This window comes from Calothrix anomala FACHB-343, assembly GCF_014696435.1.
Classification (GTDB): domain Bacteria; phylum Cyanobacteriota; class Cyanobacteriia; order Cyanobacteriales; family Nostocaceae; genus Aulosira; species Aulosira anomala_A.
In genome coordinates this window covers 79,068-103,254 of the sequence record NZ_JACJQG010000015.1, presented here as the reverse complement: position 1 = coordinate 103,254, position 24,187 = coordinate 79,068, and the positions used below count along the sequence as shown (strand labels likewise).

At 40.2% G+C, this 24,187-nt stretch carries 19 protein-coding genes; 10 read left to right on the top strand and 9 right to left on the bottom strand.

What is annotated here, in order from left to right:
• The first annotated feature begins 224 nt into the window (after window positions 1–224).
• The 4 genes from H6G08_RS10965 (at window position 225) to H6G08_RS10950 (ending at window position 8,161) form a co-directional block, all read left to right on the top strand.
• Window positions 225–1,313: a RuBisCO accumulation factor 1 gene (locus H6G08_RS10965; RefSeq protein ID WP_190541656.1), complete on the top strand. Its 1,089-nt coding sequence runs from the start codon at window positions 225–227 to the stop codon at window positions 1,311–1,313.
• A 958-nt stretch (window positions 1,314–2,271) separates the two neighbouring features.
• The gene (locus H6G08_RS10960; protein WP_190541653.1) at window positions 2,272–2,856 is read left to right on the top strand and encodes a CHAP domain-containing protein; all 585 of its coding nucleotides are present in this window, start codon (window positions 2,272–2,274) and stop codon (window positions 2,854–2,856) included.
• 681 nt (window positions 2,857–3,537) lie between these two features.
• Complete coding sequence (locus H6G08_RS10955; RefSeq protein WP_190541649.1) at window positions 3,538–7,482, top strand: FG-GAP-like repeat-containing protein; 3,945 nt, start codon at window positions 3,538–3,540, stop codon at window positions 7,480–7,482.
• Window positions 7,483–7,495: 13 nt separating this feature from the next.
• Window positions 7,496–8,161, top strand: coding sequence for a Uma2 family endonuclease (locus H6G08_RS10950; RefSeq protein WP_242046125.1), 666 nt, complete (start codon window positions 7,496–7,498; stop codon window positions 8,159–8,161).
• Between the two features lie 202 nt (window positions 8,162–8,363).
• On the opposite strand, the gene H6G08_RS10945 is transcribed toward H6G08_RS10950, so the two are convergent.
• Window positions 8,364–9,545 (bottom strand): hypothetical protein, encoded by a 1,182-nt coding sequence (locus H6G08_RS10945; RefSeq protein WP_190541647.1) that lies wholly within the window; start codon window positions 9,543–9,545, stop codon window positions 8,364–8,366.
• A 407-nt stretch (window positions 9,546–9,952) separates the two neighbouring features.
• On the opposite strand from H6G08_RS10945, the gene H6G08_RS10940 reads away from it, so the two are divergent.
• Window positions 9,953–10,570: a CP12 domain-containing protein gene (locus H6G08_RS10940; protein WP_190541642.1), complete on the top strand. Its 618-nt coding sequence runs from the start codon at window positions 9,953–9,955 to the stop codon at window positions 10,568–10,570.
• A gap of 120 nt (window positions 10,571–10,690) precedes the next feature.
• Here the strand turns inward: H6G08_RS10940 and H6G08_RS10935 are convergent, their stop codons facing one another.
• The 4 genes from H6G08_RS10935 to H6G08_RS10920 all read right to left on the bottom strand — a co-directional run bounded on the left by H6G08_RS10935 (window position 10,691) and on the right by H6G08_RS10920 (window position 15,480).
• A complete protein-coding gene (locus H6G08_RS10935) occupies window positions 10,691–11,806 on the bottom strand; it encodes an LptF/LptG family permease (protein ID WP_190541783.1) in 1,116 nt (371 codons plus the stop codon).
• Window positions 11,807–12,057: 251 nt separating this feature from the next.
• Entirely contained in the window at window positions 12,058–12,786 is a 729-nt protein-coding gene (lptB, locus tag H6G08_RS10930) for an LPS export ABC transporter ATP-binding protein (RefSeq protein WP_190541639.1), read from the bottom strand.
• A 34-nt stretch (window positions 12,787–12,820) separates the two neighbouring features.
• Complete coding sequence (locus tag H6G08_RS10925) at window positions 12,821–13,318, bottom strand: LptA/OstA family protein (protein WP_190541635.1); 498 nt, start codon at window positions 13,316–13,318, stop codon at window positions 12,821–12,823.
• 458 nt (window positions 13,319–13,776) lie between these two features.
• The gene (locus tag H6G08_RS10920; RefSeq protein ID WP_190541632.1) at window positions 13,777–15,480 is read right to left on the bottom strand and encodes a potassium channel family protein; all 1,704 of its coding nucleotides are present in this window, start codon (window positions 15,478–15,480) and stop codon (window positions 13,777–13,779) included.
• A gap of 547 nt (window positions 15,481–16,027) precedes the next feature.
• Here H6G08_RS10920 and H6G08_RS10915 point away from each other — a divergent pair.
• The 5 genes from H6G08_RS10915 to H6G08_RS10895 all read left to right on the top strand — a co-directional run bounded on the left by H6G08_RS10915 (window position 16,028) and on the right by H6G08_RS10895 (window position 20,314).
• The gene (locus H6G08_RS10915; RefSeq protein ID WP_190541628.1) at window positions 16,028–16,522 is read left to right on the top strand and encodes a hypothetical protein; all 495 of its coding nucleotides are present in this window, start codon (window positions 16,028–16,030) and stop codon (window positions 16,520–16,522) included.
• A 524-nt stretch (window positions 16,523–17,046) separates the two neighbouring features.
• Window positions 17,047–17,709 carry a transaldolase family protein gene (locus H6G08_RS10910; RefSeq protein WP_190541625.1) on the top strand — a complete coding sequence of 221 codons (663 nt, stop codon included), beginning with the start codon at window positions 17,047–17,049 and terminating at the stop codon, window positions 17,707–17,709.
• Window positions 17,710–17,815: 106 nt separating this feature from the next.
• Window positions 17,816–18,019 carry an antitoxin AF2212-like protein gene (locus tag H6G08_RS10905; RefSeq protein ID WP_190541622.1) on the top strand — a complete coding sequence of 68 codons (204 nt, stop codon included), beginning with the start codon at window positions 17,816–17,818 and terminating at the stop codon, window positions 18,017–18,019.
• A gap of 50 nt (window positions 18,020–18,069) precedes the next feature.
• Window positions 18,070–18,495 carry a type II toxin-antitoxin system VapC family toxin gene (locus H6G08_RS10900; RefSeq protein WP_190541620.1) on the top strand — a complete coding sequence of 142 codons (426 nt, stop codon included), beginning with the start codon at window positions 18,070–18,072 and terminating at the stop codon, window positions 18,493–18,495.
• A gap of 727 nt (window positions 18,496–19,222) precedes the next feature.
• A complete protein-coding gene (locus H6G08_RS10895; RefSeq protein WP_190541616.1) occupies window positions 19,223–20,314 on the top strand; it encodes a glycosyltransferase family 4 protein in 1,092 nt (363 codons plus the stop codon).
• A 114-nt stretch (window positions 20,315–20,428) separates the two neighbouring features.
• Here H6G08_RS10895 and H6G08_RS10890 read toward each other — a convergent pair whose 3' ends face one another.
• From H6G08_RS10890 to H6G08_RS10880, 4 genes are all read right to left on the bottom strand, one after another.
• Window positions 20,429–20,878, bottom strand: coding sequence for a response regulator (locus H6G08_RS10890; protein WP_242046124.1), 450 nt, complete (start codon window positions 20,876–20,878; stop codon window positions 20,429–20,431).
• A gap of 44 nt (window positions 20,879–20,922) precedes the next feature.
• Complete coding sequence (locus tag H6G08_RS10885; protein ID WP_190541613.1) at window positions 20,923–21,321, bottom strand: response regulator; 399 nt, start codon at window positions 21,319–21,321, stop codon at window positions 20,923–20,925.
• 309 nt (window positions 21,322–21,630) lie between these two features.
• Entirely contained in the window at window positions 21,631–21,765 is a 135-nt protein-coding gene (locus tag H6G08_RS38125; RefSeq protein ID WP_277877783.1) for a hypothetical protein, read from the bottom strand.
• 143 nt (window positions 21,766–21,908) lie between these two features.
• The gene (locus H6G08_RS10880; protein WP_190541610.1) at window positions 21,909–23,771 is read right to left on the bottom strand and encodes a PAS domain-containing protein; all 1,863 of its coding nucleotides are present in this window, start codon (window positions 23,769–23,771) and stop codon (window positions 21,909–21,911) included.
• Window positions 23,772–24,187: the final 416 nt, after the last annotated feature.

Below are 24,187 nucleotides of genomic sequence, written 5' to 3'. Positions count from 1 at the left end.
AATAATAGGGAACAGGGTATGGGGCATTGGGCATTGGGCATTCGGCATTGGATAACAGTCAGTAGGGGCGGGTTGATTGAGAATTATCGTTGATCGGTGCGGATATTTGTGAACCCGCCCGTACAACAGTCAACCGTCAACCGTCAACAGTCAACCATCATCGGGCTTTACTGGCTGTTTTCCGATAGAATAAGACTTGCCTATCAGGTATTAATTTTTGACGTATGACTGACCTACCACCCAACGCTCAAAATCCTCACAACGCTGATTCAGATACCGCCCAAGAGTTGCTGCGGAAGTTACGGCAAAAGCAAGGTAACTGGGTGGAATGGGGTCAAGCGATCGCTCATTTACAAAAAACAGGTTACAATCCTCAAGATATTTTTGAAGCTACTGGATTTGAGCCGATTCAACAAAATCAGGTGGTTGTTGGTTCTCAAGTTTACAGTTCTTTAGAAACAGGTGGCGCGTCAGAAGCGACGCGATCGCATTATGCTACACGCGGCAGTGATATTTTATATGAGTTACGCTTGCTCACCCATGAAGAACGAGCGGCGGCGGCGGATTTGACTTTTCAGCATAAGCTAGACATGGATGAGGCGCGAGAAGTCGCCAAAGCGATTAAAGAGTATTCCCGGTTCCGGACTTTCCCGGAAGGATTTTCCGACCATCCAGGAGATGCTGTAGCATATCATGCATGGAAACTCGCCAAGCAAAACTCAGATTTACAAGAGCGATCGCGCTTAATTGCTAAAGGGTTACGCTTCGCCCATACGCAAACAGCCAGGAAACAAATAGAACAATTACTGACAGATTTTTCAGTCGCGCCAAAACGACCAGCACCACTTTTACCCTTTTACCGCCTGGAATCGGAAGACGAATTACCCCGGATTGTTCCCGTAGCTGGGGAGTTACCATTAACACCAGATGCTTTAAAAGCTGTGCCTTTGGTCACTGAAATTGAACCATTCCGTATGGTTAAATTTACAGGGGAGCAAGCTTGGGTACCATTACCAGGTTGGCAAGTACTTTTAAGTGCAGAAGACCCAGTAGTAATTGTCGCAAATAGCGATCGCCTACCCAACCAAACCCAACAGACTAAATTAGAAAAAGTTTTGGTAATTGTAGATCGTGCCCAACGTCAATGGGATGCTTCTAGTTACTTTGTTGTCGATAACTCTGGCGAACTTGATATTCAATGGTTTGACACTGCAGCTGAAATCCCCTTATTAGGTAAAGTAATTATCATCTTGCGTCCTAAGAAAATCCTGGATGAAGAATTTACCAAAGATTCTTGGCAAATTGACGAATAAATCAATATTCCTCTTCCAGAAAACCGCATTAGCTAATTTCACTGTATATCTATTTAATAATAGATGTAGCAATAGTTACCCCCTGAGTCAGCAGAGGGGTAATTTTTTCGCTACTCAGTTAATTAGAGCGCAACAGCTTATACCAATTAAAAAAAAGAATGCTTAGATGGCAATGCCATACCCTCTAGAATATATTTGTCTTCCTAGTCCTTTTTGTTGATATATCAAATAGGATTGCCATAAAATGCATACTATAACCATGGTATAAAATTACACAAAATATTATCCTTGCCGATGCAGGAGAAACTACTTTACTGCCGACGGCCTCACAGATTAATGATTATGCTAACTGGTAATAGCTGCAGACTCATTCTGCTGTTAATTCGTCCAAATTCACGTTAAATTTATAAAAACTTAGGTAATCACGCTATAGGCTTGCTTAAGCGTGGTTTGTCATGATGTATTTAATAATTATTTATGCAAAGTTAATTCAATTGTCAGCTTGATTGGCTAAAGCTGACAATTGAACTTTCTTTGAAACTTAAATTGCACAGATAGTTATTAATTCTCCAGTTAATTACTGTTTTATTAACAAAAAAATGCTTTATTTATAGGGAGCAAATACAATATTGCCCTCATAGTATTCTGCTTGTCAATTAGATGGTTTTGTATTCATGACTTTAGTATTTTCGTGAAGAAATCAAGTCATTACAATATTCTTCAACATAAGTAAGTCTGCTGGAATAAACCAAACTATATTGCGCAACGTAAACATGCTTGAAACCCTTAGCAATTACCAATGAAAGACCTCTCCTGTCGCAGACGCTACGCATAGCTTACTTCCCCAGAGGGGTACGTCAGTTGTCTTTAATTGCGCCGACCTAGTTATCTTCGTTGTGATTAAAAATTACATTGTCAGCAATCTCTGTAAACTTTAATAATTGGAAATCATTTAACTATGTTTGAAAACTCCCAAAATCACATTGACTCCTCATTAACAAAATTGAATAATACTTTAAATTCTCTAGATAATAATTCACTTAATATTTTTCCACAGAATAGACTAGGCTTGGATTCACAGCAACTTTTGTCATTAGCAGGTGAGACTTTAATCCAAGCATGGTCAAACCATACCGATCCAACCCAAGCATTAATTTACGCAAGAGAGGGCAATTGTACATGGTATGCATATGGTCGTCTAAAAGAATTAGGTTTTACACCAGAAGATATACTGCTGCCACCTGGACAACGTAATGCGAACCAATGGGGAGGAGTTCTCTATAATGGCGCAAGAACTTTCTTAGGAAGTAATGAAACTCCTCAGCTTGGGGATGTAGCTCAGTATTATCTCAATGGGCAAAATCACGTTGCAATTGTTGAAAAAGTTGAAAATGGGCGAGTATACTTGTCAGAATCTCACTACAACCAGGATTTTGACGGCGATAAAGATGGTGATGGTATTACAACTGATGGAACATTTCACCGCATCGTTAACTATACCGTAAACAACCCTCATCGCTATATCCGTCTAGTAAGACACTAATTTGTAACTTCTGCAAATGGCGCGGTAGTTTTAGAAGCGATCGCCAATCCACCCTCATACATAACCAAGCGCGATCGCCTTTTTCAATACCCAGAGTGCGATCGCAAATCCATTCTCATACATATTCAATTGGGATCGCCTTTTTTACTACCCAAAGTGCGTTGGTGCAGCCCGCCGCAGGCATCGCTCTTTTTTGGTTGTGGATGAAAGCGCGATCGCTGAAAATCAGGTTTTGCAGACAAATCCCAATAACTCCCGCATTATGCAGATGAATTCTTCTTAAGTAATTTCCACAGGTTGAGATGATGTAAATTTGCAATCAAAGGTTGTATTTGCGATCGCAAGTAGAACACAATAGCCGAAAGCTTACTAGATAATTTACTTTTTTGTCTTCCCGAAGCGGTTTTTATCTATTTTTCATCTAATTTCAGTTTTTTATACCTTTTTCGACTGACCTCACTCACATTAAATTCATCGCAATTTAGGTAATCACGCTATAACTACACTTCAGCTTAACTTGTCATGATGTAGTTAATAAATATATCAGCAAATTTAATTGCGTTTAAACTTTGCTAAATCATGCTTTAAATGAAGTATGAAATACTTAGTCATAGATTGATTTTGGCAAGTTTAATGTTTCAGCATTTCTGTTAGTTTTCAATATTCTGAATCAGGTTAACTATGTTTGACAATCCTGAATTTAACATCAATTCTTCGTTTCCAGACTTAGATAATAATTCGCTTAATCCTTTACAAGCTGATTGGCAAGGATTTAGTTCACAGCAACTTTTATCGTTAGCAGGCGAGACTCTCATCCAAGCGTGGCAAAACGAAATTAACCCAACTAACGCATTAGTTTACGCTGCTGGAAGTATTTTTAAAACTAACTTTGCTGAAGTAGCTGAGATTGCTTTCGGAGAATCTTTTGATATTAATAAAGCAGAAGCATTAGGTGCAGAGATATTGGGTGGAAACTATGGTGTATTGCCAGATGTGCAATTTCTCTCTAATGCCCAGATGAATGGTGCATTAGGTGCATATGCTAAAAGTACAAACACTATTTACATTAACAGTAGTTTTCTGACAGAAAATGCAGATAACCCAATCGCTATAGGCAAAATTATTGTCGAAGAAAAAGGACACTTTTTAGATGCTTACGCGAATGCTGTTGACTCCCCTGGCGATGAAGGTGAGATATTAGCAGGGCAGGTTCAAGGGAAAATATTCAATGAGGCAGAACTCATCGCATTGAAAGCTGAGGACGACTCTTCTGTTTTCACAATTAACGGACAATCAGTATCTGTTGAACTTGCCTCTCCTTCAGATTTTGGCATCAATTTAAACTCTAATTCTTACGCACAAGCAGGCGGTAATGTATTCAGATATGGTGTGCTCGATCAGTGTACAGAATTTGCCTATGGACGTGCTTTAGAGAAAGGCTTAATCAATCCAAATAGTGGCGTTGGAGCAAAAATTCGGGGTAATGCGGGGCAATGGGACGAGCAAGCAGGCTCTTGGAGTAAAGAAGCTAGAGCCAATAGTTTTGTAGTATGGGATGCTAATCAAGGTGGTGCAGGTACTGTTGGACATGTCTCTTTTGTAGAACGTGTGAATAGTAATGGATCTTTCGTAATCTCTGAGTTCAACTGGAACTACGGCGATGGTAAATTCAATTCTCGCACTATTAATCCAGGCACAAACGCTTTTAACACTGCTAAATTCATTCACTTAGAAAGTAGCACTCTATCTCTTAACAACAAAAAAGAAATTGTTTTGGGAACCAAGGTTGACTTCAACGGCGATGGCAAATCGGACTTTATCAGGCAAGAAAAAGGTAGCTTTGCCACGGATAACTACCGCATGTTTGAAACCTATCTCTCCAATGGTGATGGTTCCTTCAGAAAAGCTTGGGAAATCTCCAATTCTAATAATATGCATGGGGATCTCACCAATCTGTTTATGGGAGACTTTAATGGCGATGGCAAAACAGATTTTTTAAGGCAAGAAAAAGGTGCATTTGCGACTGATAATGCCTGGATGTTAGAAACTTTCATCTCCAATGGTGATGGTTCCTTTACCAGCCGTTCTGCTATGCATGATGGCGCAATGCATGGTGATTTAACCAATTTGTTTATTGGTGATTTCAACGGCGATGGCAAATCGGACTTTATCAGGCAAGAAAAAGGTAGCTTTGCCACGGATAACTACCGCATGTTTGAAACTTATCTATCCACTGGTGATGGTTCCTTCAGAAAAGCTTGGGAAATCTCCAATTCTAATAATATGCATGGGGATCTCACCAATCTGTTTATGGGAGACTTTAATGGCGATGGCAAAACAGATTTTTTAAGGCAAGAAAAAGGTGCATTTGCGACTGATAATGCCTGGATGTTAGAAACTTTCATCTCCAATGGTGATGGTTCCTTTACCAGCCGTTCTGCTATGCATGATGGCGCAATGCATGGTGATTTAACTAAATTATTTCTCGACGATTTCGATGGTAATGGCAGAGCAGATTTCTTGCGTCAAGAAAGAGGAAGCTTTGCCACGGATAATAATCGAATGCTGGAGACTTACACCTCTAACTCAGATGGTTCATTTACTAAGCGTTGGCAAGCTGATGATGGAGCAATGCATGGTGATTTAACAAATTTGTTCGTTGGTTTCAATACTCGTTATTCAAACAACGAAGGGTCAATTCGCCAACTGTATATTGATATTTTCGGTCGTGAAGCAGATTCCAGTGGCTTGCAATACTGGGTACGACAGATGGCATCTGGTATGACACTCTCCCAAGTGCGCTCTGAATTTGCTAAAAGTGCAGAAGGCAGAGACAAAGTTAACACAGCCTACCGCAAGATTTTACTACGTGATGCCGATCCAGGTGGTTTGCAAAGTTATACAGATGCCTTGGCGCGAGATTGGACATTGCGGCAAGTCTACGAGAGTATATCTGGAAGTAACGAGGCGCGATCGCAGTTTTGGGTAGCCCAGTATTTTAACAACACTGATAGAACTGGTAGTCCGGTTTTTGCCGAAAGCTTTGGTCGTACTAATACAGGCTTTGACCGTAATTGGGGAAATGGTTCACCTTCAAATTGGGTGTCCACTGATAACTTCTCCGCACGGATATTTGGACAAGTATCTTTTGGTGCAGGTCGTCAAGAGATTCGTGTTCAGTCTGACGATGGTATAAGAGTGCGAATCAACGGACAAACGATTATTGATCGCCTTGTCGATCAGCCATTTGTAGTGAATACAGGAATTTTTGATGCTGGAAATGGTGGCAAATTTAATGTCGAAATTGACTACTATGAACGTGGTGGTGGTGCGGCTTTAAACTTTGCAACTAAAGCGCTTACAAATGTACCTATTGGAAACTGGAAAGCTGAGTTTTTCAATAACATTAATCTTACAGGAACACCCGTAATTGTTCAAGATTGGGGCAGTGGCAGTCAAAACTTCTCGCGTGACTGGGGTAACGGTTCTCCGCATTCCCTAGTTTCAGCTGATAATTTCTCTGCCCGATTCACAACTCAACGCTATTTTGCTAAAGGATGGAACCAAATTCAAACTACTTCGGATGATGGTGTGAGAGTTCGTATTGGTAATCAGGCAATCATAGATAAGTGGTTTGATCAGGTAACAAAATACACTAATGGTTTTTACTCGGAAGGTGCGTACTATGATGTTATAGTTGATTATTATGAACGGGGTAGTGGCGCAAATATAAAGTTTGAGGTTACAACAGATGATCCATATAAAGGAACTATCTTTGGAACCAATGTTTTTGGACAAACACTACAGCATTCAATTAGCTTTAATAGGGTTGACAATAACTACTCTGATCCTGTGAGTTCAAACAAGAAAACATGGTTAGTTATTCATGGAATGGATAACGATCCAAATTCTACTGATATCAAGTATTTAGCGTCTGCAATTGATGGTTATGAAGATGGCGATCAAGTTTTTGCCCTAGATTGGTCACAAGCAGCAAAAAGTTACATTAATCCAAACATTGGAGGGTCATGGATTGAAACTGCTGCTAGCTGGGCAGCAAATAAACTAAGTAATTGGGGAATTAGTAGCTCTAACATTAACTTGGCAGGTCATAGTTTAGGTGCTTATGTTAGTGCTGAAATAGCAGAGCGAATTTCCGGCGGTGTCAATCGATTGCTTGTTTTTGATCCAGCAAGTAAAACTTTGGGACTTGGAGGTTATGATTCAGAGTCTGTCAACTTTAGTGCTCATTCTCAGTGGTCATGGGGATTCTATACCAGTTCATTTGGCAACTCTGGACGAACTACTACGACCGATGATGCTTTTACAATTGGTTTTGGTTACAATAACCCAATTGATAATCATGGAAATGGTCTAGATCTATTTGCTTCTATGCTGACAAGAAAAGATAGTGTTAGCAGTTTGTTTAAACTAGATAAAATGGGGCAAAGACCTTGGAAACTTGATGAGTTTGATGAAGTTGGAAAGAGATTTAATCTAGGAGGAGGGAAATACGAAGGACGTATAGAGGCCACACTTAAGGATGGCCGCTGGATTCCAAACTACTTAGTGTACAGAAAGGCTGATGCACAATGGTGGGAACCTGAAACTATCCTCTGGGCGTAAACAGAGGTAATGGTTGATCGCCTTTCTAACTACCCAGAGTGCGATCGCTTTTTTGTCATACACGATCAAGTGCGATCGCTTTCCCATTTCATACATCATCAAGTGCGATCGCCTTTTTGTAATTGTGGATGAAAGTGCGATCGCTGTCGAAATCACGTTAAAATTAAATCAATCTTTCTTTTACTCTCAGCAAATATTAATTATGAAATGGGAAGAAGTTTGTGTCAATAAAAATTTACAGGATTTACCCTTCAAAATCGAATTAAATAAATGGGGTCAAATTGTTATGAGTCCCGTAAAAATTAAACATTCTTTTTACCAAGGGAGAATCCAACGTTTATTAGAATCTTTAGTAGATACAGGAGAAGTGATGCCAGAATGTGCCATAGACACATCCGATGGGGTGAAAGTTGCTGATGTTGTGTGGTGTTCTGAGGAACGATTTGCTCAAATTGAAGATGAAGTGTCAGCCTCAATTGCACCAGAAATTTGTATAGAACTTAAATCAAGTGGTAACAGTTTGGAAGAAATGGAATTTAAACAAAAATTATATTTAGAAGCTAAAGCTATAGAAGTATGGATATGTAACGAACAAGGTGAAATGAAATTTCATAATGAACAAGGTGAATTAGAACAATCTTTATTAGTTGCAAATTTTCCTAAGCAAATTAAACGCTAATTAATTAAAAAGTCATAATCATGGGTAAAATTTACCCTAATAAGAATAAATTATATTCTCATTACTTAATGATTTGCAATTGCCGTAAATACATCAGCTTTTATAGCTTTAGATCGAATATCGTCAAAAGTCCAAGTCAGCCTTTGACTCTGGACTTTTGACTTTTGACAAACTAATTGCAAAATATCCAATTTAAATATCTCTAAGGATAGGTGTAACCATTAATCTGAACGCCACCATAAGGCGCTGGTGTTGGGCGAGGTAGAGAAATTCGCGATTGGGGTAATTGAGTAGGTTGCTGTACGCCATAATTACCATACATTATGGGATTTGTAGTATTGACAACACCTGGTATAGAACTTGGCGGAGAATAGGGCGAAATATTATTGCTCGTAGCAGAGGTAACAGCTGGTGTTACTGCTGTTGTTGTTGGTGTTCCATTGATTAATGGCTGACTACTATTAAAGTTGGGATAAGAATTTTGGCTGAGGTTAGTTGCAGTTGGTTGATTATAAATTATTCCCGGATTTAAGTTATTGTTATTGGGTAAAGTCTGAATAGGTAAGCTATTAGGTGATGGTAATTTGGCTCCATTATTTACTGCATTGTATGCCGCATTACCCATAATATTTGTTTGGCTAGTTGAGTTTTGATTGATTAATTTTACACCAGCTTCTGAATTACTCCCCATAATATTTACAGTTTGAGAAACTGGAAAATTAGAATTATTTTGATACTGTGATTTATTAATCGCATCTGCTAATGGGCTGATATTTACAGAATCGCGATTAATTTTAGCTTGGGTTGCTAATGCTAATCCTGAGTTATTAGCTGAAGCATTTGCGTCAATTTCTTTTGCAGAATTAGTGAAAGATTTAGCGCCTGATAATGGACTATGACTATAACCAGAGCGCAATAAATTATCTGCTTGGACAACAAAGGGGTTATTTTCTGTCAAAGTGGATTTGGTATCAAAGATTTCCCTGTTAGCATCAGATTGAGAAACATTGCTAACAGCAGGTTTTTTACTAACAACATCATCAAATAAGTTTTGGTTGTTTTGATTGTTGCGATTCTCTTCCGGGAGAATTAATGGTGCTACTACAGTGACTCGTCCTAAGTCTTGAGTCAAGGCGGGAAAATTATCAACATCAGCGATCGCAGCTCTATCTTCAGTTGACAGTGAAGATTCACCTACCTTGGAGACATCAGCATCAGGATTTGGCTTTTGTGTCAACATATCTGGATCGGAGAGATATTCCCAACCAACCAACCCAAACACAGATAACAAAATTGCTGTTACCCAAAAACTCGGCCTTCCTAAATTCAAGAGTCTGGCTTTCAGGTAACGTAAGTATGCAGGGGGATAATGTTGATTTGACATAAGTTTAGCTATGGAGAATTTACTGAGAGGCGGTAATAATTTAGGTAATTTCCGATAATAGATATTGCTTAAGCGTGAATTTTGAGAAAAGATAGCAAATAAATTTTCAGTTTGATTTCATCCTAACTGCTCAATCTTCATGAGTCATGGGCGATAGAGAATTATTTGTAAAAAATTTACTTTTCCCGATTTACTTTATTCAATAAGGTTTTCCTGATGTAATGAAATAGCTGTTTATCCGCGATGGTTACTTTAGATATCATCAGAAATTAAAACCTGGTCTAAGTTTATGGTTGTAGCTACTTTCTAGTTACTCAAATGTGCGTTGCTCTGTTCGATATGACGATAAAGGCATTGCCAGCCTTGTTCTCGCATTGCATAGTACTATTTACCAGGAGACTCCGGCAATGATGAAAGCTGAAGATATCATGACCAAAAATGTAGTCACCATCCGTGGTTCAGCAACTGTTGCTGAAGCGGTGGGACTAATGAAGGAGAAAGGATTGCGTGCTTTGGTTGTGGATCGTCGTCACGAGCATGATGCCTATGGCATAGTCACAGAAACAGATATTGTCTATAAAGTAACAGCTTACGGTAAAGACCCCAAGCAAATACGGATTTACGAAATCATGAGCAAGCCTTGCATTGTCGTGAATCCTGAGTTGGGTGTGGAATATGTAGCGCGGTTATTTGCTAATACTGGTATTCGTAGGGCACCTGTGATTAAAGGTAAGCTGTTAGGGATTGTTTCTATTACCGATATTTTGACAAAAAGCGACTTTGTTGAAGCTCCTACAAGCCTAGTGCTAGAAGAAAGAATTCAAAAAGCGATCGCATCAGCTCGTGCTATTTGTACCGAACAAGGAGCCTATTCCAAAGCTTGCGCCGCCGCTTGGGATGAAGTAGAAGAACTCCAAGCAGAAGCAGCCCATCAAAAAGCCGAAAGTATGGAATCAGCCAAGCTGTCTTTTCAAAAATACTGTAAAGACAACCCAGCAGCCCCGGAATGTCGGCAGTATAGTTAGGGCTAGGGTGCAGAGGGAGCAAGACAATTCATATTAATTGTAGAGACGCGATTAATCGCGTCTCTGTCCAATGCCCCATGCCCAATGCCCAATGCCCAATGCCCAATGCCCCATTTCAATCTACCTCTGCGCAACTCGGAATAATAAAAATAGCCCTGTACCCAAACCGATAAAGTTGGGTAGCCAAGCACCCATAAAGGGGGAGAGAATATTGGCTTGGGCTAAGGCTCCAGTGATAAAGCTGAGGAAGTAGTAAGAGAAAATGACAATGACGCTGATACCAAAGCTGGTACCGCGTCCAGTACGCTGGGGTATGGTTCCCATTGCTGCGCCCACTAAGCCAAAAACTACACAGACAAAGGGTAAGGCGATTTTTTGTTGAATTCGGACTTCGAGTTTACGGATCTTTTGGCGATCGCCTCCTAGTCTTTCTACAGCTAGTTGTTCTATGGCTTCGGAAATGTTCATTTCGCCGTAGTCGCGGCTTTTTTCTGCCAAACTGAGTGCTGTACGGGGAAGGCGCAGTTGTTGGTGTTCAAATCGCAGAATATTGCGATAAGAGCGATCGGGAGCAACTAAATAGATAGTACCGTTATAAAAATCCCAAACGTTTTGTGATGCGTTCCATTGCCCTGATTCTGCTACAACAATTTGATTGAGGTTTTGTTCAGAGCGATCGATAATTGTCAAACCTGTCATACGCTTACCATCAAATTGGTCAGCGTAAAACAGGCGTGTCAATATTCTATTGGTCGTTCCATCTTTTGCTTTAATATCTCGATATTCTGGGTAGAAAATATTTTGTTGTTTTAAAATTGGCTTGTCTGACTTTAAGGCGTTGTTTAAAGTTGTATTTGCTTGATAACTTGCTGCTGGTGCTATATGTTCGTTAAACACAAATGTTAGCCCGGTAACGACTAAACTTAACATCACAGCAGTCATTACCATGCGATAAACACTTACCCCACAACCTCTGAGGGCGATCAGTTCACTTTCGCTAGAAAGACGACTGTAAGTCATCAAGGTAGCTAATAAAGTGGACATGGGAAAGGCTAAAACAATGAAAGTTGGCAGTTTTAGAACAAAAACTTGCAAGGCAATATCTATGGGTAGCCCAGATTCTACGATTTTTCTGACTAAATCAAATACAGCATCAATTGTTACCCCAATTGATGAAAAAGCTCCCACCCCAAATAAAAACGGTGGTAGCAATTCGCTGGTGAGATAGCGATCCATGATCGTAAAAGGCATCAGCGAATTGATGGTGTAAAAAGATGTGAGCTTTTTTGAAATCATACGCCAGTTTATACATTAAATATTTAGAACCCAGACACAGCCAAAGATTTATATTAAATACAAGGCGTGAAACTAAAATCCCAGGCGCTGAAAAAAATTAACCTTCTGGATTAAACGTAACCATAAAGACTCAACAATCTCCAGGAATATGCCTAATTAATTAATTTTTAATTAATTTAATTAATACAGTTTCAAACTTGGAAATTATCGCCTAAATAATATTGGCGCACGAGTGGGTTATTATAAAGTTCGTTGGCATTACCAAAAGCAAGAATTTGCCCTTCACGCATGATATAAGCGCGATCGGTAATTGCCAAAGTTTCACGCACATTGTGATCTGTTATTAAGATACCCATACCGCGATCGCGAAGTCGCGCTACTATTTGTTGAATCTCGGAAACTGCGATCGGATCGACGCCAGCAAACGGTTCATCCAACAGCAAAAATTTTGGCCCTTCCCTCCCAGCAGCTAAAGCTCTAGCTAATTCTGTCCGGCGACGTTCGCCACCAGACAGTTGAATTCCTTTACTGTTAGCTACCTTTTCCAAACGAAACTCCCGCAGTAAATTGTTGATTCGCCCTGACCATTCCCAATGTGGTACATTGGTTTGCTCTAGTACTAACAATATGTTATCGCGGACTGAAAGCTGGCGAAATACGCTTGCTTCCTGCGCCAGATAGCCAATACCCAACCTAGCTCGCTTGTGCATTGGCATTGCCGTAATATCGACATTATCTAGCCATACTTTGCCCTGATTCGGTTTTTCTAACCCTGTGGCAATATAAAAAGTTGTCGTTTTACCTGCGCCATTCGGCCCTAATAAACCAACAACTTCTCCTTGAGCTACAGAAAGGTTAACGCGATTAACAATCTGTCGTTTACCGTAAGATTTGTGGATATTCTCCAAAATAATTTTCACATTTAGATGCCCTTTGTCTATTTTTCTATAAATCCTAATTAGAACGTTTGAGATCTGGTGTCTTGGGAGCAGGTCTAGCAGATTGTCCCCCTACTTCCGAGTCCTGTACCATGTAAATAGACTCGACTTGACGGTTAGATTGGGGCAAAGCCACAAATCGTCCTTCATCGATGAGATAAGTTACTTTCTCTGCCCGAATACTATTGCCACCCTGTTGCAAAATATAGACATTACCACTGAAATCAATCCGGCGTTCCTTGCTGAAATATTGCGCTTGTGTTGCTGTGGCTTGAATTTGTCGCGCCGGATATAACATTTGCACATTCCCGCGCGCAGTTACCACTTGGCTTTTGGCATCATATTCTTGAACATCAGAACGAATTGTTAAAGGGCGATTTCCCTCCGCCGTTTGTGCAGTCACGGTTTGCATTTGGGGAGGAATCACTATTGCACCCAAAAGTGTAGCGGGTAAAACTAAGCTTAAAGCCAAGCGACGGATTGGTGCTCTGGGTAATTGATAGAAGGGCAGCATAACAATTTACAATTTAGAATTTCAACTTGTATTTATAATTATCTCAACAACTTCATCCAAAGGGAAAAAATCCCATCGGGACTAATTTTCGATAAATACTCAGGTGATAGACGCTGACTCTGACTTTAAGGTTTCGCGTAAGTTAGGATTCAGGACTAGCTGGAAAATGGGCATTGGGCATTGGGCATTGGGCATTGGTTAAGATAGATTTTCTACTTAGTTGTGTCAAAACCTGGGATTGATGACTAGCTTGACAATCAGAGCTAGGAGCTAGAGCATGTTTGCAAACCCCTCAAGCTTTCAGGCTTGAGGCTGAGGCTATATTCACAAATCATATAAGCTCAAAAGCCTCACCTCTCGTAGTCCGCGCAGACGGACTTGGTAGAGTTAGCTGCATCCTTTTAGGGTGAAGGCGACTTAGAAAACACGCCCATGCCCCATGCCCCATGCCCCATGCCCTAATCCCTAGTCCCTGTCACCATGACTTGCGATCGCTCGTCGCGCCATAATTGATATAACCGATTTGCTGGCATGGTCAAATATAATATATCTCCTGGACTCAGTTGAGTATCTAATAATTCCCAACCATGCAGGGTTTTATGTGTGGTTTCTACATACAAGGGGACAAAGTCTGCTGACATAGCAACATCTTTGACTATTTCGCCGCAAAAAGGATGTACTTGGGTAATCATAGTTGCAAAGGCTACCCAAAGACTATCGGCGGTGATGCCATTACCCAGGATGCGTCCGCCTAGTGCGGCGGCGGCGAAAGCTGGGGCGGCTAATTCTGCGGGACTGAGTACGGCATCGAAATCAAATACTTGTTGTGCCATACCCGCAAAATCAGGATCGGCATAATGGACAATTACGGGAATGCTAGGCGATAATCCTTTGGCTTTCAGGGCAATTTCTAGGTTAATCGCATCGTTACTAGTCACAGCTAGCACTGCGGCAGCATTATTAATATTACTCGCTTCGAGAATGGCGCGGAAACTCGCGTCACCTTGAATTACAGGTATACCCAGTCCGCGAGCAGTGTTGACAAATCTATTGTTACTATCTGTCTCAATTACTACCACCTCATGTCCGCTAGCATGGAGTTCTTGGACAATTCTCACGCCAATGCCGCTTAAACCGCAAACTATATAATGATGACGCTGGGGTATTCGGGCTGCATCCCAAAATTGTTTGAAGCGATTTCCCAGGACAAAATCGGTAAGCATGGCGTACCAGATACCAATCACCCCTGCACCAACTAGCATCATGACGACGGTGAAAAGTTTGATACTGTTGGGAGCAAATTCGACTACTTTATCATTGCCACCTGCTCCAGTAATCATACCGACAGCAAAGTATAAAGCATCAACGAAGGAGATATTTAAACTCGCAGAAACATAAGTAAGTGAGGCGAGCAAAATAATTACTAATAACACCGCCGCCATCACTAATACTGATTGGGCGTGTTTTTGAAATTGCTTCAAGCTAGTACAAACTTTCAGCAATTTTCTTACCCATGATTTGCGGGTAGAACGCACGCGGGGTTGGATACCAACAATAATGCGATCGCCTACTTTTAACTTTTGTTCTGACAGTAAGGCAGATACCAAATTCATTTTACCTTTAACAGGTAAATAATAAATCAGCATCCGCGATCGCTCTTCCCATAATTCGCTGAGTTTATGTCCCAGCCAAGGATGGTTTTCATCTATATATTCTTCTTGAATCGGCCAAGTTTGTTGAAATAACTTAATTTGACCGATAGCTTGATTACCTAATGCAGCAAAGGTAAACACCGGTGCAGCTAAACCCACCACACTCATACTCAAGTGATTTGGCAAAGTCTGATCCAGACGTTCCGCCAAACTTGTATTATAAAAGCGATTAATAATGCGAATATGCGGATTTAACACCCGCGCTTGCAACATAATTGCTAAATTCCGCGCATCATCGGAACTCGCAATTACTAATGTATGTGCTTGCTCAATTCCTGCTGCTGTCAGGGTAGCAGCCGTATGTAAATCGCCAATAATTACATCTGGAGCGGATTCACCAGGGATTGGTTTGTGATGAATACCAACAACAAATGCACCTTGCTGTCTTAACAGTCGAAAGACTTTATATCCTGTACGTCCTAAGCCACAAACAATAATACGAGGTTTCATGAAATCGCAGCATTATGGAACAAGGGGCTGCATTTGGAAATATTAATTAATATTGTTGCCTATTTCTTTGACTAAGAACTGTAACTGACAACACGGTAATCAATTCAAAATTCAAAAGTCAAAAGTTAAAAGTCAAAATTAATGATTTGGCAATAAAACTAGGGTGAATAATACCTAGCATATAAGGATTTTGTTGATTATTGTCTACTTTACAGATAGCGATATTTTTTGCGAAATCAAATTGTATTTCTAGAGATTGAGGCGATATCTCATTTTATGAGCTATTGTACAACACATTTCCTTTAAGCATTAATTCCTTCTCTTTCTTCTCTTAGCGTCTTGGCGTCTTGGCGTCTTGGCGGTTAATTAAAATAATTACTACCAATACAGCGTTTTATCTTAAAAATTGATGGTGCGTTGCGCTACGCGACAACACACCCTACTAGCTACTGATATGTCAATCGTATATTTTACTTAAATTGGCACTTTGTCCTGATAGGGATAGTCAATATTATTTAGATAGCTGGAAATTAGAAAACTGAATTTTATGAAAAACTTAGCAAAATTAACTATTCTGGGTGGAATTATATCGCCTCTAGTGGCAGCAGGAATTATTTCGGCTACTGCGCAAGCACAGCAAGAATCGCCTCCTGGCCCCCTTGCTGCACCCAATGTGACATTAAATATACAAAGTAGCGCTGGTAAGTGTCCAAAAACAGTGGGCTTGTGGTGGTTAATCTTGCCTTATGAAGGTGGTGCAGAACATACAGTAATTGCAGATACGAGAGCATTTGCTGATTCTGCAAAGTTAGTATCATCAACGAAGCAGTCTGTAGAATTTGTTTCACAATTACGCAGTGATTATGCTTCTTGCGTTGGTAAAACCCAAGGTCAAGAATATAACTTTTACAGCGTGCAATTTAAGAATAAGCAAGCCTATTTTCGGGTAGATTTGCGCAAAATTAATGCACCTGCGAAGGAAATCACCTATAAAACTGTAGCAGCTTCTCGTCCTTATGTGCGCTGGGCGATCGCGGACTAAGATCATCTCAACTAATCAATCTCTTTTCCCAGTCAACAGTCAACAGTCAACAGTCAACACTATCTTCCAGATAGCATCAGGTTTATGACTTTAGTAATGGTTGATTCATGACTTTTGTCTGTATGATTCTTTGGTGAAAACAGCTTTAATTACATATGTAAGGGCTAAACGCGGCTACTACTTAATAATGGGTCAGGACGTTATCAAGTAGTAGCTGTTAATCCCTTGGTTAAAGCTAGTTTACTCCTCATTGCAGATTATAGTTGCCATAATCACAGCTATATCAGCAGAATCAACAATCATTTCTCATTGATTTTCTCTAGGAGCTGCGTCTGTAGCTTCTTTTTTTTGGGCATGGGGCATTGGGCATTGTAGAGACGCGATTAATCGCGTCTCTACAATAGTCAATGGTGATGATTGCATAGAAAAAATCTCAATGCATTTGCCAGTGTTGTGACAGAGGTAACCGCTAAATTTCTTGTAAAATGACAGCGACACAACCTTTCACAGAAGAGGAGATATAAGTGAGTATTTATCTCGATTCGGCAATTGTCGCTGAAGCTCAAGCTGCAAAAGAATTAGGCTGGGTAAAAGGGATCACAACAAACCCAACTCTGTTAGCGAAAAGCGATTTACCTGTAGAAACTACGCTGAAACGATTGACACAATTAACTACAGGCCCGGTATTTTATCAACTGATGTCCTCAGATTTTGATGAAATGTTAGCCGAAGGGCGAGCAGCTTTTGACATCATAGGTAAGCAAACTGTACTCAAGATTCCCGCATCTATGGTAGGGTTTCAAGTAGTTGCAGCATTATTCGGAGAAATTTCCTGCGCGGTGACAGGAATATATAGTGCTTCCCAAGCAGCAGTGGCTAAAGAGGCGGGTGCAAAATATGCGATCGCTTATGTGAATCGAGCTACTAAACTTTTAGGTGATGGCATTGCTTTAGTTAAGCAAATGTCTAGTGTAGTTGCTGGTAGCAATACAGAAATTATGGCAGCTAGTATTAAATCACCTGAAGAAGCAGTAGCATCTCTCCAAGCTGGCGCACAACATCTCACCTTACCTTTAGCTATGTTGCAAGCCATGACTACCCACGAGCTATCACTGCAAACCATTGATGAGTTTAACAAAAATGGTCGTGGTCTTTGGGTATCTTGTCATTTAGAAATTGGTCAGTAGAGACGCGATTAATCGCGTCTCTACAATATGATGAATCGCGTCTGTACAATTGTCTGTTTTTCCTAGCCCCTAGTCCCTAGCCCCTAACCCCTAGCCCCTAACTCCTATGTCACAAAAAATCACAGCTGTATTTGATGGCAAAGTTTTTTATCCTACTGAACCGCTAGCTTTACCAGCTAATACCCGCGTGCGGTTGAGTATTGAAGTGTTACCGGCACAGAAGCAAGAAAGTGTATCGTTTTTAGCAACGGCGCGATCGCTCCATCTTTCGGGGCCAGCTGATTGGTCTAGTAAAATTGATAAAAATTGACGAAAATTGACAAAAATTTAGAAATACTAGTAAGTTTTAGCATCTACAGCATGAGGTCAGAAGTCTTTTTAGATACAACATTTGCGATCGCTTTATCTACACCGCAAGATAACTTGCATCGGCGTGCTGTTCAATTGTCTGAACTTTTAGAAACAGCAGGCACGCGCTTAGTCACAACGCAAGCTATATTGTTAGAAATTGGCAATCTTTTATCTAAACAACCATTGCGTCATGGCGCAGTTACCTTATTAAATGCCCTAGCAGCAGACTCTAAGGTAGAAATTGTCCCTTTATCTCCAGAACTGTTTGACAAAGCTTTTCAGTTATATTGCGATCGCTCTGAGAAAGAATGGAAATTTATTGATTGCGTATCTTTTATAGTTATGCAATATAGTGGCATTACAGAAGCTTTAACAGCCAACGAACATTTTCAACAAGCTGGATTTCGAGCCTTATTAAGAGAAGAACAAAACTAAATAGCAAAAATACTTATTTAAGCCTGAAGTTAATTTTTGTGGGTGGCGATCGCGTGGTTTTTTGGTGGTAATATAGTAGCCCCAATTCGGAATTTTACTAGCCCACAAATTGCCAAAATCACTTGCGCATACTTTTGAAGATTTAACCGACATTTTTTAAGGACTATCTCCCACAAAAATGCTCTTGGCAAAACAATCCTGAAGATTTACTTTATATATTGTCTCTCAAGCATAAATATAATGTATGACTTTTTTTGCTGACAATTAACCTGTATTTATCCTCACTTAATATCATAAGTGATTATACTAGCTTAAGAGCAAAGGTGAGGCTATATAGCCAGATCCTTGGCTGACTAGGTTCATTTACTTGATGTGAGAAAAACAAAGGCAAAGTCTAGAACCTAGCTATAGTTGGAAGTTCACGCATTTAATTCTCATTCAAAGCCTCAAATATTTTGGTTAATCTTGTTTGAATAGCACGTTTTATTAATTTAAAAAACTATCTTTAGATAGATGAAAATAGATTCTTGAGTCTGCCAGATTAAAAACATTCAATCCACTTAAACGCTCACTGGAGATGAGTTTTCGGTTCGGTTCACCTAAATTGCGCAAGTCTGCGGCAAGGCGGGTGACAGTCATTGCAGATATCGAGGAAAAATTGGTTTTCCCATATCTACAAAGAGGAGTCCATGTGACAAGGACTTTTGACCGCTGAACCCTACACATTATGAAAATCGCACAAATCGCACCCCTGTGGGAACAAGTTCCGCCTGTTACCTATGGAGGAACTGAGTTAGTCGTGAGTCGTTTGACCGATGAACTGGTACGTAGAGGTCACGAAGTCACGCTATTCGCTTCGGGTGATTCCCAAACTCTAGCTCGTTTAGAAGCTGGGAGTCCGCGTGCATTACGCTTGGCTGACGATATCCAAGAACCGATGATGTACGAGATCATGCATGTTGGTAATGTTTATCAACGTGCTAACGAATTCGATATTATTCATTCCCACGTAGGGGTTTGGTCTTTGCCTTTAGCTAGTGTGGTCTCAACACCAACAGTGCATACCTTACATGGTATCTTTACTCGCGATAACAACAAAGTTTTTCGCCAGTACAGCACGCAACCATACATCAGCATTAGTGATGCCCAACGTCTGTTAAACATTAATTATGCGGCTACAGTCTATAATGGCATCAGCGTTGAGAAGTTCCCCTTCTTTGCAGAACCGCAAGATCCGCCATATTTGGCATTTTTAGGACGCTTCTCCCCTGAAAAAGGGCCGCAACACGCTATAGCTATTGCTAAAAAAACCGGTTGGCGCTTGAAGATGGCTGGTAAAGTTGATGTGGTAGATAAGGAGTTCTTTGAAAAAGAAGTTGCTCCTCATATCGACGGTAAGCAAATCGAGTTTCTCGGTGAAGTTAACCACGATCAAAAAGCCGAACTTTTAGGTAACGCAGCAATTACTCTGTTCCCCATTACCTGGTGCGAACCTTTTGGATTGGTAATGGCTGAATCTATGGCGACAGGTACACCAGTCATCGCCATGAATATGGGTTCTGTTTCTGAAGTAATTGCTAATGGCGAGACAGGTTATGTTTGCCAAAGTTACGATGAAATGGCGGCGATGATTCCCAAAGCCTTAAAACTGAATCGCCAAAAATGCCGCGAACACGTAGAAAATAGATTTAGCGTTACCCAAATGGTTAACGGCTATGAAGCAGTCTACGAGAAACTGGTTGGCGATCGCAACTGGCGTCATTGGTTCAACTCTGCAATCAGAAATTCTTTGGAATCTCTAACATCTTTGACCAAATAATTACTAATTTGGAATTTCACTTAATGGGATAGACAAAGAGGTTTTAGGTATTCAATTTGTAAATAGTTTACTGATGCTCCCTAAATCTGGGAGCCTTTTACTTTGGCGATGAGTTTAGATAGGAAATGCGGCTGAAATTGGCTCATTACGAAATAACATTACATCAGAATGATTCAGTGCTTTATCAATAGCAGTGTAAAGTTCATTTTTGGCTATTGGTTTAATCAAATAGGTAAAAGGATAGATACTTTGTGCGCGTTCTATCGTAATTTTATCAGCGAATCCTGTAATATAAATAATCGGAATCTGCAAATTACGCCAAATTTCTTCTGCTGCTTGAATACCGTCAATTTCACCATAAAGTCGAATATTCATCAGAATTAAATTTGGTTGTAATTGATATGCTTTTTCAATCGCTAATTCTCCTGAATGAGCAATATCGATGACTGTATAACCCCAATATTCTAAAATATCTTCGATGTTGAGAGCGAGGCTATAATCATCTTCAACTATCAGAATTTTAACTTGATTATTGGGTTCTGAATTTAAAAGTAAATTCATCATATTTATACTCCTAATTTTGGCAAATTTATATTGACAGTAAAAGTCTACAACTGAGAAATTGGTAGAGAATGCCAACCCAAAATTTGAGAAATCCGATCGGACAGTGTTAGTGGATTAAAAGGTTTGAGAATGACACCTGAAATTGCATACTGTTGCAGAAAATCTGGCTCTAACCATCGCGCCGCAGCACTCAACAGCACCACAGGAATTGCTTGGGTTTCTGGATTATTTCTGAGTTGATTCATAAATTTAAAATAATCCATACAGTGCATTGATAAGTCCATCACAATTGCATCAGGATGGTTGAACAAAGCTTGCTGAAATCCTTCAACCAAAGAATTGGGAATTACTACATTCCAACCACCTAAATCTGTGAGACATAGTTCCACAAGCTCTCGCACATTGAGTTCATCGTCAATGAGTAAGATAGTTTTATTGGACATTATTAACTACCTCTAATGTCCGCATTGAAAAATACTCTAGTAATAAACATTGATAAGGATTGATTAATTTAATCAGCCAGAATGCATTCGCTAAAATTTAATTTGTGACGAATGTTTCTCATACCAATTCAAAATTCAAAATTCTCTCTTGGAAAGTTCTGATGCCTGCGGCAACCCCTTCGGTGTACGGAGGAAACCTCCGCTCAGACTTTCCGCAAAATTCAAAATTAAGAATCCAGATAGGACAAGGGTTTATGGTTGTGTATCTGTCGCATTCTCTTTTTAAATTGGTATCAGCTGCGCTTTGATTTACGCATCAGTAGGGCTGTAAAATCCCACAAGTATAAAGTATTGAGCCGTAATTTTACGGTCAGTAAAAGTTGGCGGTGAAGATAAATCAGCCTTGAGACATGTTAAAAATGGGTGAATTTGAAAAGTTTTCATATATCCTGCTGATGTTCTCCGGGATTTTCATTACACCAGCAAGGTAAATGACAAAAATAAAGAACTGATAAAAACCACAATTTTATTACAAAACTTAACAATAACAATATTTAGAGACGCGATTAATCGCGTCTGTACAATTATCATTTGTCCTCTACGTCCTCTGCTTCAACTATTGGTAGTGTGAAGAAAAATGTGCTGCCGACACCAAGGGTACTCTCAGCCCAGATTTTGCCCCCATGTTGATCGATGATGGTACGACAGATGGCTAACCCTAAGCCTGTACCGCCTTTGAGGCGAGAGTCGGAAACATCTACTTGCTGAAATCGTTGAAAGATGGTTTCTAACTTGTCTGCGGGAATACCTCTACCGCGATCGCTAATACTAAACAATACCTTATTTGTTTGCTGTTCCACCCTGATAGTAATAGTGGAATCAGCAGGAGAAAATTTTAAGGCGTTACTGAAGAGATTGGTGAGGGTTTGAATTAAAGCATCGGCGGCAACCCAAACTTTAGTATCTGTAGACTGAATATTAAAAGCGATATTTTGCTGTTTAGCGATCGCTTGTACTCCGGCTACTGCTTGTTCAATTAAATCGGCGGCGGTGCAGATGCTTCGTTTTAAAACAACTCTGCCTGAATCTAAGCGTTCTAAATCTAAAATATCATTCACTAAACGCACCAAGCGATCGCTTTCGCTGGCAGCAATATCAATCATTCGCTGGAATTTTTCTGGTTTTTGATCGTAGATCCCACTTTGCAATAAACCCATCGAGGCGCGAATTGAGGTTAAAGGTGTACGCAGTTCGTGACTGACAATGCCGATAAACTCACTCTTCATTTGCTCAATTTTTTCCTCTTCGGTAATATCTTCTGCTAGCCCTGCAAGGCGAATAATTTCCCCAAGTTCATTTTTAATCGCAAATGAGCGATCGCGAATCCAACGAATCGAACCATCAGGGCGGATAATGCGATATTTTTTCTCAAATTTCCCGGCTTTAAGCTGTTCTACCATTTCCAGCTTCACGCGATCGCGATCTTCCGGATGCACTGCTTCTAACCAAGCGCTAACGTTTTCATAAAGTTCTGCACAACTGCGGTGCCAAATGCTTTCATAGGCTTTACTCACATAGAGAAGTTGCTGATAGTCAATATCTGTCATCCAAAATACTGCTTGGATATTGTCTGCCAACTGGCGGAACTTTTCTTCACTTTCGCGCAAAGCATCCTCAATTTGTTTGCGAGCGGTAATATCTTGATGAACAGCTACCAAAACATGGCCATATTCAGGATGCAGAAATACAGAAGTTGTCGCACTACACCAAAATGGCGTCCCATCTTTTTTGACGTTGTGGACTTCATAGCTAGCTTCACCTTGTTGTAACACCGCAGAACGAATTGCTTGATTAACTTGTTCCGCCATTTCCGGGTTGTTAGCATAATTAACAATGGAAACATGTTGACCATTCAGTTCGCCATAGTCATAACCAAACATCTGCTCAAATTTAGGATTGGCATAAACAATTAAGGCATCACTAGCACTAACTAAACAGACTCCTTCCGCCATATTACGAGTAATAACAGCTTGCAGTTCCAGCATTTGTTGGGCTTGTTGCTGCTGGATGATTGTTTTTGATAAGCGATCGCTTGTTTCTTGGAGTTGTTGTTTAATCTTTTGTGTACTTTGGCGAAAATAGTTAGTTAGCAGGTTAATAGTTAAACCCACTACGAAGAAAATTTCTAACTCTAATACATCCCCTACTTGAGCTATTTGCAATCCATGAATAGGAGAAATTAAAAAATAATTACTTGCTAGCCCAGAAAAGATGACTGTAACTATCCCCGAACGCCAGCCACCATACCAACTACTGATAATAATACTTATATAGAAAACAGCACCAACAGTATGAGCGAGGAGCATTTCTAGCCCCAGTGATAGCAACAGAGCGATCGCAGTTGCGCCAATCGCAATCCCGTAGGGTAACAATTGCCGATAATTTTTCATTTTTCCTAACCTCTGCTGGCTCTACCTGCTTGTAACCGCGATCGCACTTGCTGAATATAATTGTGTAATCGGGTTATCAGTTCCGTCCCCTGTAACGGCTTGCTATCAAATCATTACTCCAGCCCCAAAAGCTTGCTGAAGAGACTCTGCATTAGTATAGGCTGTCACGACCAAAATCAGTAAAACTCCTCGCTAGGCATCGTAAATCGTGGCGTGACACAATTTTTAGCCGTTAATATTCAGCTACATCCTTGGTTGACTGACATCAATACCAAGACTATGCAAATATTTTACTTTTCCTAGAAGCGATCGCAAATGACAAATGACAAATGACAAATGACGAATGACCAATGACAAATGACAAATGACAGCCATCGCGCGTTATCTTTAATTACACAGACCTATTGCCGTAAAAA